The 12,438-nt window shown below is 70.4% G+C and carries 14 protein-coding genes and 1 pseudogene; 4 read left to right on the forward strand and 11 right to left on the reverse strand.

Annotation, left to right across the window (positions count from 1 at the left end; all coding sequences use genetic code 11):
* Positions 1–72 precede the first annotated feature (72 nt).
* A complete protein-coding gene (locus RAN62_RS30900; protein WP_305788340.1) occupies positions 73–609 on the forward strand; it encodes a hypothetical protein in 537 nt (178 codons plus the stop codon).
* 70 nt (positions 610–679) lie between these two features.
* Positions 680–1,837, forward strand: coding sequence for a hypothetical protein (locus tag RAN62_RS30905; protein ID WP_305788341.1), 1,158 nt, complete (start codon positions 680–682; stop codon positions 1,835–1,837).
* A gap of 90 nt (positions 1,838–1,927) precedes the next feature.
* Here RAN62_RS30905 and RAN62_RS30910 read toward each other — a convergent pair whose 3' ends face one another.
* The 10 genes from RAN62_RS30910 to RAN62_RS30955 form a co-directional block, all read right to left on the reverse strand.
* Positions 1,928–3,484 carry an acyl-CoA dehydrogenase family protein gene (locus RAN62_RS30910; RefSeq protein WP_305788342.1) on the reverse strand — a complete coding sequence of 519 codons (1,557 nt, stop codon included), beginning with the start codon at positions 3,482–3,484 and terminating at the stop codon, positions 1,928–1,930.
* Positions 3,485–3,721: 237 nt separating this feature from the next.
* Entirely contained in the window at positions 3,722–4,291 is a 570-nt protein-coding gene (locus tag RAN62_RS30915; protein WP_305788343.1) for a GAF domain-containing protein, read from the reverse strand.
* Entirely contained in the window at positions 4,288–4,863 is a 576-nt protein-coding gene (locus RAN62_RS30920; RefSeq protein WP_305788344.1) for a GTP-binding protein, read from the reverse strand. The genes RAN62_RS30915 and RAN62_RS30920 overlap by 4 nt, the downstream gene beginning before the upstream one ends.
* Positions 4,841–5,218 (reverse strand): DUF742 domain-containing protein, encoded by a 378-nt coding sequence (locus RAN62_RS30925; protein WP_305788345.1) that lies wholly within the window; start codon positions 5,216–5,218, stop codon positions 4,841–4,843. Before RAN62_RS30925 ends, RAN62_RS30920 begins: the two co-directional genes overlap by 23 nt.
* Entirely contained in the window at positions 5,215–5,649 is a 435-nt protein-coding gene (locus RAN62_RS30930) for a roadblock/LC7 domain-containing protein (protein ID WP_305788346.1), read from the reverse strand. The genes RAN62_RS30925 and RAN62_RS30930 overlap by 4 nt, the downstream gene beginning before the upstream one ends.
* Before the next feature lie 39 nt (positions 5,650–5,688).
* A complete protein-coding gene (locus tag RAN62_RS30935) occupies positions 5,689–7,023 on the reverse strand; it encodes an ATP-binding protein (protein WP_305788347.1) in 1,335 nt (444 codons plus the stop codon).
* Between the two features lie 343 nt (positions 7,024–7,366).
* A complete protein-coding gene (locus RAN62_RS30940) occupies positions 7,367–8,326 on the reverse strand; it encodes an FAD-dependent monooxygenase (protein WP_305788348.1) in 960 nt (319 codons plus the stop codon).
* A complete protein-coding gene (locus RAN62_RS30945) occupies positions 8,326–9,120 on the reverse strand; it encodes an MFS transporter (protein WP_305788349.1) in 795 nt (264 codons plus the stop codon). Before RAN62_RS30945 ends, RAN62_RS30940 begins: the two co-directional genes overlap by 1 nt.
* A gap of 204 nt (positions 9,121–9,324) precedes the next feature.
* The gene (locus RAN62_RS30950; RefSeq protein ID WP_305788350.1) at positions 9,325–10,527 is read right to left on the reverse strand and encodes a mannosyltransferase family protein; all 1,203 of its coding nucleotides are present in this window, start codon (positions 10,525–10,527) and stop codon (positions 9,325–9,327) included.
* The gene (locus RAN62_RS30955) at positions 10,524–11,501 is read right to left on the reverse strand and encodes a glycosyltransferase family 2 protein (RefSeq protein WP_305788351.1); all 978 of its coding nucleotides are present in this window, start codon (positions 11,499–11,501) and stop codon (positions 10,524–10,526) included. Before RAN62_RS30955 ends, RAN62_RS30950 begins: the two co-directional genes overlap by 4 nt.
* A gap of 59 nt (positions 11,502–11,560) precedes the next feature.
* Between RAN62_RS30955 and RAN62_RS30960 the strand changes: the two genes are divergently transcribed.
* On the forward strand, positions 11,561–11,776 hold the full coding sequence (locus RAN62_RS30960) for a hypothetical protein (protein WP_305788352.1): 216 nt from the start codon (positions 11,561–11,563) through the stop codon (positions 11,774–11,776).
* Positions 11,777–11,789: 13 nt separating this feature from the next.
* Positions 11,790–12,065: pseudogene (locus tag RAN62_RS41270) on the forward strand (deferrochelatase/peroxidase EfeB); the annotation flags it as partial.
* Between the two features lie 51 nt (positions 12,066–12,116).
* Here RAN62_RS41270 and RAN62_RS30965 read toward each other — a convergent pair.
* Positions 12,117–12,344 (reverse strand): IS3 family transposase, encoded by a 228-nt coding sequence (locus RAN62_RS30965; RefSeq protein ID WP_305788353.1) that lies wholly within the window; start codon positions 12,342–12,344, stop codon positions 12,117–12,119.
* Positions 12,345–12,438: the final 94 nt, after the last annotated feature.

Genomic DNA, 12,438 nt, shown 5'->3' on the forward strand with positions numbered 1-12,438 from the left:
GGAGGCCCGCCCGCGCCCAGCCGTCAGCGGCTGGGCGCGGCGGAGTCAGCTGCACATGGAGGGGTATGCCGCATGCCAGAACCACTCAGCCGGCACCGAACCGCCTTCACCCCGGACTTCCGTGTCATCGTCCTTCGCGACATCGACACCGACGCTGACCCCGGTGCCAGTACCGCCATCAACCAGCTCGAGGACAACATCGCGGTCAGCAGCGGTTACGGCGTCTATGTGCACGCGGTCCAGAATCACACGCCGGTCGGAGTCGATGTGGAGGTATGGGAGTCAGCACCGCCCACGGCGCCGGTCGCCTCTGGTTGGGAGCGTGCAGCAGCGCTCGAGTTCGACGCACCGAGCGGGTACTTGCTCGTCGGGGACAACATGGGCGCCGGCACTGACGGTATCGACCCGCCCGCGGGCGCGGGCCGCTACGCCGTGGAGGTCTGGTGTCAGGGGCGCGCCGACATCCAACGGGTCATCGAGCAATGGCTGTCCACCGACCTGCACGACCCCACGACGCGGGCTCTGCTCGATGACAACAAGGAGAAGGAGCAGTATTTGCTTCGCTTGTGGTGGAATGCCGAGCTTGATGACGACGATGACGACATCTGAGGGCGTGGCCCACGTTGTACCCCTTGATCGACGCATCTCATGCGGCAGGGCGACGCGACTAGGTCTGGCCTTGGTTGTCGCGCTGCTGGCCTCCTGCGCTCCGGAGCATGAGCCCGCGCCGCTCGACGAGACATCACCGTGGCCCGTGGCGCCGGCAGGAGGTCCTTTCCTGCCCTGGCCGCCTGCGGGTAACGCCGCCACCGACACAGATCTGGTCGCCCGGGCCCGGCGAACCTGGGACCAGCATCTCGACCCGGCCACTGGTGCGGCCGGCTCACATCAACAGGTCACACCGCTGCTGGTACACACCGGCAGCCCCGTCGGCCCGCTTGTCATCCTGCAAGGACTCGACCGTCGCCAGCGACCTCGGCTGGCGATCATCACCGGCACAAGCGGATCAGCATCCACGGACGGCACCCTCGTCCTGCGGGCCGATCGGCCTTCCCCCGAACCCGGCTCCACCCACCACATCAGCCTGGTCAGCTCCCGCCTCGCGGCTACACCCGGTGCCGGCAACTCCGGCCGCACGGTTCTCGCCGTCGCGGTCGGCGAACCCGGGAGCAGCAACATAGCTGTGCGAGAAACCGCGGCCGCGGCGCCTCAACCCAGCACCTTCGTCGACGGCCGGCTCACCGTCGCGCGGCTCAGTCCTCTGGCCTCGGCGTTCAGCACCCTCATCACCGGCTCGTCGGCCGGGCGAGGGTGGACGTCGTATGCCCAGGACACGATATTCGGTGAAGCGCACGCAGAACCGGTCGAACTCGTGCGGACATCCGGCGGCGATCACTTGTCATTCCGTGTCCCCGACAATGCGAGAACATCGATCAAGGTGGGTCAGCTTGTCGCTGCCCGGCAAGGAGTGGTGGGCCGCATCAGCCGTCTGAGCGGCGATGCCGCCGACGTCCAACCCGTCATCGCCGCCGGTTTCGAAAGCGCCGTGGCAGACGCCGAGGGCGCGATGCATCTCGCGAGAACTGACGTGCATGGCCGTCTCACCGTCGATGCGGCAGATATGGCGGAAGGGCAGGAATTCTTCGCCGCGCAGACTTATGGAACAGATGTCGGCGACATCATCTACCTGTCGCTGGGGCGTGTCCTGCCGCCACAGCCGCCGGCCCGGGATGACGAAGCGCTGGGCCGATGGCAAGTGTCCATGACCCAGCTGAGCCCGGCGGCCGACGGCGATCCGGCTTCGGAACACTTCGTTCTCATCGATAATGGTGACTGATCACAAAGCCCTCGGGAGCCGCTGAGACGGTCTTGGGCGCGGTTACGGCCGGCTGTGGTTCACCGTGCGCAGGTGTCGGCGTCCTGTGTCTCACCTCAGAAGCGGGTCCGATCGCCACTCCTCACCGGGCCAGCGGCGCTGATCGACATCGCCGATGACCGTGGCGTAGCCGGCGACGTGCTCGTCGAACTCGGCCCGCGAGGGCAGCTCGCGGTGCGGGCCCTGCGCGCGGCGCAGCCGGTGCCGCAGCTGGTGCTCGGTCCAGGCGGCGCTGTAGCCGTGCATCGCCGAGCGGTGCGCGACCTCGCTGGTCACGATCGTCAGCAGGGTCCAGCACACCAGCTCGCCGACCACGGCCGCGTGCACGTGCTGGGCGGCGGCGTCGCCGGGGCGGGTCGCGCCGATGTGGGCGACCTCGTCGATCAGGCCGAGCACCGGCGCGGCCGGGCGGGTCTGGCGCACGAGCCGGGTGAACCGGTCGGGGTGCCGGGTCAGCGTGGTGCCCAGGTAGACCGTGATCGCCTCGGTCGAGCCCTCGAAGATGCGGAACAGCCGGTAGTCGCGGAAGTGCTGGCCCACGGTGTTGGTGTCGAGGAAGCCGCGGGCGCCCAGCACCTGCAGGGCCGTGTCGATGGCCTTCCAGCCCAGCTCGCAGCCGAGGATCTTGGCGCAGAAGTACCAGGCGTCGGGCACTTCCTGGCCGGTGTCCTGCCAGGTCGCGATCCGGGCGGTCAGCGTCTCCACCGCTTGCACGGCGGCCCCGGCCTCGGCCAGGACCTCGCGGATGCGGCCGTTCTCGGCCAGCGACCCGGTGGCGATCGCACGGCCTTTCGCGAAGCGCTGGGCCAGTTCTAGCGAGCGCATGGCCGCGCCGGTGGCCATGGCGGCGAGCACCACCCGGCCGCCGGTGAATGCGGCTTTCGCGGTGTCCAGGCCGTTGCCCTCCGCGCCCAGCAGGGCGTCCGGCGGCACCCGAAGATTGTTGAAGGTGAGATCGTACTGGGGGACCGCGCGCAGGCCCAGGGTCAGCATCTCCGGCCCGATGCCGAAACCGGGAGTGCGGCTGTCCACAAGAAAGCCGGTGATGCCTTGCGGATGGCCGTGTTCGTCGCGCAGCCCGGCGAAAATGTTCACATAGCGCGCGTCGCCGCCCAGTGAGATCCATTTCTTGGCGCCGTTGATCGTGTACGAGCCGTCCGGGTGCCGGGTCGCGCCGGTGGTCATGCCGCGCACGTGCGAGCCGATGCCCGGTTCGCTGATCGCGCTGGTGGTCAGGGCTTGCCCGGTGGCCAGGCGCGGCAGGATGCGGTCCTTGACCTCGCCGGTCGCGGCGCGCAGGATCGGCGCCACCCCGAGCGTGTTGTGCACGGCGCAGAAGACGGCGAGGTTGGCGTCGATGGCGCCGAGCTGGGTGAAGATCCGGTTCATGTCGGTGTGCGAGATGTCCTGCCCGCCGAATTCGCGGGGTATCTGCAGTCCGAGCAGCCCCGCCTCGCCGAAATCGGCGATCATCGCGGGCGGCAGGGAACGGCGTTCGTCCATCAGCCGGGAATTGAGGAAATTCTGGGCGTACGAGCGCAGGAATTGCAGCATCTGCGTTGTCGCGCGGTATCCAGTGTCCTGACCGAGGGCTCTGGTTGCCGTCATTCGCTCCTCCGGGGATGGCGACATCCGCCGGCGGCGCGGTGCGGGTCGGGGCCGGGCGGAAATGTCGCGTGCAGGCGCTGCCCCGGAACGAATGAGGCGCCGGAGGCGGGGGAGGCGCGCGGCAATTCCGAGGGCTCGGGCGTGGGGTCGTCGTCGACCCGACCGAACTCTACAGCGGGGCCTGCGGTTCCTCAACGGGGTCAAGCACTCACTCTCGGTAAGGATCTCCTGGCGGGGTCAGTCCTGGCCCTCCCGGGCATGGATCTGGGCGACCAGCTCCGCCGCGAGCGCCTTGATCGTCTCCAGCCCGGGGCGGCCCCACGGGCGCGGCTCGACGTCGACCACGCAGACCGTGCCCAGCGCGACGCCCGTACGGTCGATCAAGGGCGCACCCAGGTAGGACCGGATGCCGATCTCGTCCACCACCGGGTTGCCGGCGAAGCGCGGATAGTCGCAGACGTCGTCGAGCACCAAGGCCTTGCGCCGGACCACGACGTGCGGGCAGTAGCCGTGCTCGCGGGAGAACGTACGCCCCGCCAGCCCGGCGCGCAGGGCGGGCGGAATCGTGGCCCCAGTGAACAGGCCGCCCAGGTACTGCCGGTCGTCGCGGATGAAGTTGACCATCGCCAGCGGCGCCCGGGTGATGTCGCCGGCCCGGCGCGCGAACTCGTCGAGCTGCTCGTCGGCGTCGTGGCCCAGGCCGAGCTCGCTCAGGCGGCGCAGGCGGGCCGGGACCTCCGGGTCCGCCGGGGTGAGGGGATGGTGGCCGGACAGGTCATAGATCATGCCGGGGCTCCGATCGGTCATCGGCGGGCTTGCTGGGTCAGCAGATGCTGCATCAGGTTGATCAGGACGCCGGTGGCGGACCGCTCCTCACGCGCGTCGCACAGCACGACGGGCGTGTCCGGCTTCAGGTCGAGAGCGCTGCGTACGTCCTCCGGCTCGTACCGGCACGCCCGGTCGAACTCGTTGACCGCGACCAGGAAGCCGATGCCCCGCGACTCGAAGAAGTCGACAGCCGGGAAGCAGTCCTCCAGCCGGCGGGTATCGGCCAGCACGACCGCCCCCATGGCACCGTGCGACAACTCGTCCCACATGAACCAGAAGCGCTCCTGCCCGGGCGTGCCGAACAGATAGAGCACGTGCTTGCCGCTGATGGTGATCCGGCCGAAGTCCATCGCGACGGTGGTCGTCACCTTGCCCTCGACCCCGGTCAGCCGGTCCGTGCCCACGCTCGCCGTGGTCAGCAGCTCCTCGGTGTGCAGCGGCTCGATCTCGCTGACCGCGCCGACGAAGGTCGTCTTGCCCACGCCGAAGCCGCCCGCGATCAGCAGCTTGAGCGCGGACGGGAACCCGTCAGATCCGTCGTTCGAGAGCATTGAGGATGGTCTCCAGTACCGTCAGGTTGGTGCAATCAGCCATCGGGTCGGGAGCGCGGGTGTCCACCGCGCCCCAGTCCACCAGATCGGAAAGCAGAATCTTGGCGACGACCGCGGGGAGCCGCAGCCGCGCCGCGACCTCGGCGACCGTGGTGACGCTGCCGCACAGCCCGAGCACCTGGGCGTGCTCGGTGCCGAGCTGACCGGGCGGCCGGCGACCGGTGGCGATCACCATAGACAGCAGCTCCATCCGGGTGGTCGGCTCGGTCCGGCCGTCGCTGACCGTGTAGGGCCGGATGAGCCGCCCGGCGTCGTCGTCGAACCAGTGCTCGTCGTCGGTGTCCAGGACGCTCACCGGCCACGGACGCTCAGGAACTCGGGCTCGTTGCGCGCCGGTGTCGACAGGTACGGCCGTACGCTCTTGACCAGCTGCGCCATCTCGTAGCCGAGCACGCCCGGGTCGGCCGCCTTGCCCGCCACCACCGCCAGCACCGCGCCGGACCCGGCCGCCGAGACGAACAGCAGCGACTCGTCCAGCTCCGCCACCACCTGCCGGACGCCGTCACTGCCGCCGAACCGCGTGCCGGCGCTGCGGGCCAGCGAGAACAGCCCCGAGGCGACCGCGGCCAGGTGATCCGCGCCGTCGTCGTCGAGCCCGTGGGCGGCCTTGCACAGCCCGTCGGAGGACAGCAGCAATGCGCTTCTCGTGTCCGGGACACGGTCGATCAGGCCGGACAACAACCAGACCAGGTCCTGAGACGTACGTACGGGTTCGGTGCGCGACATGGGGGTCGGCCTTTCTGGTTCTGGTGTCGGGGCCGGTGCTCAGCGGTGACTGTCGGGTCCGGGCGTCTCGGCCTCGCCCTGCGAGACGCCGCTCATGAACGACGCCATCAGCCCCGGCCGGTGCTCGCCGTCCGGTTCCGTCGCCGGACGCGCCGGGCCGAGCTGCAGTTGCGGGGCCATGTGCGTCTGCCGGTGCCGGCGTGGCAGCGGTGGGCGCGCGGGCGGGAGCACCGTCACCTGCGTGATGTCGGCCGCGGGAATGCGCTTCTCGAGCGGGGGCCGGGGCGTCACCTGCAGCTGCTGCGTCGGCTCGGTCAGGCTCCGCCGGTGCGACTCCTCCGGCCTGGCCGCCACCGGTGCCTCCGCCGCGGACTCGACCGTGGCCTCGGCTGCCGGGCCGATCAGCTGCGGCGGCAGGATGACCACGGCCTGCGTGCCGCCGTAGATGTTGGTCTGCAGCTGCACCACGATGCCGTGCTGCCGGGCGATCATCGAGACCACGTAGAGCCCGATCCGCCCGTCGCGCAGCAGGTTGTCCAGGTCGGTGTCGTCGGGGTTGACCAGCAGCTGGTTGACCCGGTCCAGATCGGCGCGCTGCAGGCCCAGCCCGCGGTCCTCGACCTCGACGGCCACTCCGGAGGTGACCCGCTGGGCGCGCAGCAGCACCTGGGTGTGCGGCGGGGCGAACATCGTCGCGTTCTCGATCAGCTCGGCGATCAGGTGGATGACGCTGGCCACCGCGTGCCCGGGCAGCGTGCCGTCGATCGGCGGCACCAGCTTGACCCGCGAGTAGTGCTCGACCTCGGCGACTGCGGACCGCAGCACCTCGGTCAGCGCGATCGGCCGGCTCCACTGCCGCCGCGACACCGACCCGCCGAGTACGGCCAGATTCTCGGCGTGGCGGCGGATGCGAGTCGCCAGATGGTCGACCTGGAAGAGCCCCTTGAGCAGGTCGGGGTCCTCGACCTCGTTCTCCAGCGCGTCGAGCAGGTTGATCTCCCGGTGCACCAGGGACTGCAGCCGCCGGGACAGGTTGACGAAGACCTCGACGTGCCGCCCCTCGACGTGCCCGACCGGGGCCGGCGCTGCTGCCTGCGCCTGCCGCAGCCGCTCGGTGAGCTCGCCGATCTCGGCGCGGGCGTCGGCCAGCTCGGCCCGTGTCTCGGCCAGCGCGACCGCCGACTCGGCGATCGGCCTTTCCGTGCCCGGCTTCTCGTCGCGCGGCCGTATCGGCTCGCCGCCCGGCCGTGGCGGCTCGGCGGCCGGGCCCGGCGACGCGCCCGTCCGGGAGCGAGCGCGCCGGCCCGCCCAGACGGCGAACAGGACCGCGCCCAGCACCGCCACCACGGCGATGAGGGAGGAAATGGAGATCATGAGCACCCTTGTTCTCGGCGATGCGGCAATGATCGGCCGGTGCAGAAGGCAATCACTGTAATGCGCGCCGCAGATACCACCAAGACCGGAATTGCCGACGCCATCGAAATGGTGAATAGGTTGGCCTCGATACTCGTGCGCATCATCAGAACGAGTGAATTGATCGTGGCGAAAACCCCGCCCCGGAGTTAGGGTCCCGGCGGCTGTCATCTGCCTTGGGGGCCACTCGGGGGCAAGGCGGCCGACGCAGCCACAATCGCACACCGTGTGCGACAGGCCTGGCCGGTTTCGTGTCTTTGTCAGGCCGCGCATCATGCGAGGGAGCCGCGCCTTTCCGGCCGCCCTATTCCCGTGAGGAAAGTGCGGGCGGGCGCCAGTCGGCAAAGCGGGCCATCGACCGCAGTGCCAGCCGGGGCGGAGTGAGTCGCATGAGGACATCGCGTGCCGCGACGGCGACAGGATTGTCGAGTTGCTGGCCGAGGCGCCCGATCAGCCGCGAGGCCCGGCCGACCTGCTGGCTGCGGGGGCGGCGGCTCACGTCGTAGTCGGCGAGACCTTGCGCATCGCCGGCGACGGCGCTCAGCACGACGGCGTCCTCCAAGGCCTGGTTGGCGCCCTGACCGAGGTTCGGGGTCATGGCGTGGGCGGCGTCGCCGAGCAGGGCCACCCGGCCGCGGACATAGGTCGGCAGGGGCTCGTCGAGGCAGGCCAGGTCGTCGCACAGGACGGTGCCGGTGGCGGCGATGAGGGCGGGGATCGGGTCGTGCCACCGGTGGAACCACTGCGGCACGGGGGTCTTGCGATCGCTGGGCGGAGCGTTGACCGCCGCGAACCACGAGACACGGCCGTCGACAAGGGGCACGATGCCGAACTCCGCGCCCCGGCCCCAGCTGATCGCGACGGCGAGGTCACCCTCCCAGACCGGCGTCACACCCCGCCAGGCCCGGACGCCGACGTGGATCGGCGCGGCGATCCGGGGCCACAGCGCCCGCCGGACCGGGCTGTGGATGCCGTCCGCCGCCACCACGAGGTCGGCGTGCAGATGCACAGGCCCGTCCGGCCCGTCGTGGGTGACGTCGCCGTCGGCGGTGACGGCGGTGACGCGCGAGCCGGTCCGCACGGTGCCCCCGGGCAGGGCGCCGAGCAGGATGTCGTGCAGCGCGGCCCGATGGATGAGGCCTGCCCCGACGGGCCGGAAGACCGGGGCCCGCTCGAGCACCGTCACCTCCCAGCCGGTCCGGATCAATCCGACGGCCGCGCTCAGCCCGCCGATGCCACCGCCCACCACCACTGCCGTCCGCATCACACCCCCGCTGATCCTTCTGTGGAGAGGCCGAGTTCGGACCGGGCATACACGATGATGGCCAGCACCACTCCCGCCCCGTGCGCACTGAGCACGATCAGCGCCACTTGGATGGCTCGCTGGGTCGGATCCCGTACGAGCTCGCGCAGCGGACGGCCCATCCGGCGCAACCGCCCCGTGGGGCTCGGCGACGCGCCTGGATCGCGCTGCCGGGCCGGGCGGCCGGCCGGCAGTCGCAACCAGATCAGCAGGATGCCGGACACCAGGAAGGAGAGCGCGTCGGCGGCCAGCGCGAGGGTCGTACCGAGCCGGGCGATCACCGCACCGGCGAGCGCCGGCCCGGTCACCGTGCTGACCGCGTCCCCCGCCTCGACCAGCGCATTGGCGCGGACCAGCCGGTCGCCACGGACGATCTCGGGCAGCAAGGCGGACCCGGCGAGTCCGAAGACGACATTGCCGCAACCCACGACGAACCCGAGGACCAGGTACGGGACCAAACTCCCCACGTGGGCTGCGGCCAGCCACGCGAAGAGACCGAAGCAGGCCGCGCGCAGGACATCGGCGCCGACCATGAGGACCCGGCGGGACCGGCGGTCCGTCTGCTCGCCCAGCCAGAGCGACAGGACAAAATACGGCACCTGCATGCTCGCGCCCACCGCACCAGCTGCGAGCGGATCCCCCGTGGCAGCGAGCAACACCAGTGGCAACGCCAGCTCGCCGAAGCGGTCACCTAGGATCGAGACCGTGTACGCCGTGACGTAGCCGGTAAGTGCACGTCTCTCCCTGCTCGCCATCGTGTCACCCCCGCTCGGCCATCGACGGTTACGGCGAGTCCTGCCCCCTGACGCTTCCCGCATTCTCCCGCGTAGGGCCTCTGCCGGGTCCGGATGGAGGGTGACAACTTCTCGTTCTTGCCCGGCCCACGGGACGCGCTACGCTCAGGGTGCCGTCGACCTCGGTCTCGGCCCCGACGGCGGCCCGCACGATGAGGTCGCGGGTCAGGCCACCAGGAAGGTGCCGGCCATGAAGACCACCAGCAGCAGGGTGTGCAGGCCCGCGCCGATCACCAGCACCGCACGGTCGACCGTCTGGTGGGCGCCCAGCCGGGCCAGCATCAGGAAGATCGCCACCGCCTCCATGGCGTAGCGCGCGGCCGACTGCATCGAGCGGCCACCGACCTCGGTCGACATCAGCATGACGAGGGTGATCGCGCCTTGTACGACCAGGTAGCGCTGGTCTGGCCGGAACTTGAAACGGCCCTTGACGCACATGACGAGCAGCACCACCGCGATCAGTATCGTGCCGGCGTCCAGGAGTGCCCCGAGAGTGGACTTGTGCAGCGGCCCGTGCCCGAAGATCTGCGTGATCGAGGTCAGCCAGGCCCCGCCGGGGAACGTGTACTGCCGGCCCCACTGATCCTGGGCGATGCTGAACTGCAGCGGATTGCCCAGCTCGATGAGGCAGTAGGCGCTGTACGCCGTCACTCCCAGGGGCACCAGGGCCAGGGACAGCACGTCGCGGCGCGGTTTCCAGCCGACCTGGCGTACGTACTCGACCGCCAGTGGGAGAATCAGCAGCAGGCCGAACAGGCGGGTCGCGGAGGAGAACGCGCCCAGGGTGCCGGCCAGCCACCAGTGCCCACGGCGCGCGGCGTACAGGGAGCCCACCATCAGCAGCAGGAACAGGGACTCGTTGTAGCCGATGAACAGGAAGAATCCCATCGGGAAGACGGCCAGGTACCAGGCGGCGCGCCGGGCCACGCGCGGCCCGAACTCGTGGTCGGCGAGCCGGTAGAGCACAGCCAGGGCGCCGAACGCGGCCACGTTGGCCACCACGAGGGCGCTGACCATCCCGTCGCCCGGCAGCATCGGGTCGAACACGTGGATCAGCAGCGGATACAGCGGGAAGAAGGCTGGGTAGCCGGCGGTGAGGCCCTGGTAGCCGCTCTCGGCGATCGTTACGTAGTGCCGGGCGTCCCAGTTGTTCCAGCCGAGGAACGCCGACCACAGGCCGGGGGCCGGGCCGGTGCCCTGGTAGGTCAGCCACGCGAACGCGCCGACCAGCAGGTGGACGACGGCGGTGGCGGACCATACCGCCAGGGCCGCGAGCCTGGCCGATCGCCACGGATTGCGGACTTCGGGTTCTGCCTCGGCCGCGACCAGGAGATCCAGGTCGGGCTCGGTGACGACTGCCGCGGTCACGACGGCACCCCGGCCGGGCGGCGGGTTCCGGTCGCCGCGGAGTCGTACGTGACGATGTACGGCGGGCGGCCCTGGACCGAGGTGAAGACGCGGGCCACGTACTCGCCGAGCAGGCCCAGGCAGAGCAGCTGCAAGGCACCGAGGAAGACCAGCGCCACGAACATCGACGTCCAGCCGGGCACCACGCTGCCCCAGAGGTAGGCCCCGAGCACGGCCGCGGCCATCGCGAGACACAGGGCGATGCCGGCGCAGCCGAGCCAGGTCGCGACCCGCAGCGGGGCGGCCGAGAAGCCGGTGACGCTGTCGAGGGCCAGCCGGATCATCTTGGCCAGCGGGTATTGGGAGCGGCCGGCCGCGCGCTTCTCCCGGGCGTACGGGACCTCGCCGCTGGGCAGACCCAGCCAGGGCACCAGCAGCCGGTAGACCGGCTCCGGTTCCGGCAGTGCGGTCAGGGCGTCGACCGCGGTGCGGCTGAGCAGGCGGAAGTCCCCGGCGTTGTGCGGCACCTCGGCGCCGACCACGCGGCGGATCAGCCGGTAGTAGATGCCTGCCGTCTCGCGCTTGAACAGGCTGTCGGTACTGCGGTCGGTCCGCACGCCGTACACGATGTCGAGGCGTTCGCTCTCGGCCAGCCGCAGCATGTCGGCGATGACCTCGGGCGGGTCCTGCAGGTCGACGTCGATGCTGACCACGTGACGGCCGCGGGCGCGGTGCAGGCCGGCGGTGAGCGCGTTCTGGTGCCCGGCGTTGCGACGCAGCCGGACCACCCGCAGCTGCGGCCAGTCGAGACGCATCCGCGCCAGCACGGCCGGGGTGGCGTCCGCGCTGCCGTCGTCGACCGCCAGCACCTCGTACGACACGCCGAGGCCGTCGAGCACGGGCCGCAGCCGCCGGGCGAACAGCGGCAGCACGTCCTGCTCGTTGAAGACCGGCACGACTACCGACAGTCCCGGAACCGTGATCTCTGCATCCATGACGACCATGGTGTCCATGAGCGGATAAGGGCTGGATAAGGCGGGTCAGGCTGGTGCAAGTGCGGGGATTGACCCGCCGGGTCCGGCGGCTGCCGGCTCCGGAGAGTGACCTCAGCCGCCGTCACCGCCGCGAGCCGAAGGGCAAGCGCGAGCCGGCGCTCTTCAAGGCCCCGAACCCCTTGCCGCCGCGACTCGGCATCGAGGGCCAGTACAAGAACCAGCTGATCAGGAGAGTCTTCGCGCAGTGCTCCGCGACCGTATCGTTCAGCGCATGAACCCGGATCATGTCTGGGAGTTGCAGCTGGGAGGGCCGGCGGGTCATACCAGGTGGTGCGGATCATCAGATTCGCCACGACCGTGTGGGACGCCGAGCCGATCGCCCGGCAGGAGGCGGTGTTCGGCCGGCGCCGCAGCGACGGCGCGGCGCTGGGGCAGACAGGTGAGGACGCCGCGTTCGACTACGGCGCCGACCCGACCGGGCAGGTGATCGCGATGGATGCGCACATCCGCCGGGCCAATCCGCGTACACCGGCGACCGGCCGCGGCCGGATCCTGCGCCGCGGCTACTCGTACCGCGGCGGCGCTGAGTTTCCCCCCGTTTCGACGGACCGGTGGTTACCTGCTTCCGGTCGGGGCAGGGGTGAGGTTATCTGGCTCGGTCTGGGCGTGCCAGGCGGTCTCGTATTCGCCGGGGCTGAGGTAGCCGAGTTCGCGTTGGATGCGGCGGGTGTCGTACCAGCCGTCGATGTATTCGAAGATCGCGTTCTCGGCCTCGTCGCGGGTCCGCCAGGACGTCCGGTAGACCAGTTCGATCTTCAAGGTCGACCAGACCAGGAGAAACACACAGGGTCCTGACGCGGCGCACGCCGCCGATCTGAACACCGCTCGCCACCTCGGCCAGCGCGTTGCCGTCGTGACCCGCATCTTCAACGCTGGA

This window comes from Symbioplanes lichenis (genome assembly GCF_030709675.1).
Lineage (GTDB): Bacteria > Actinomycetota > Actinomycetes > Mycobacteriales > Micromonosporaceae > Actinoplanes > Actinoplanes lichenis.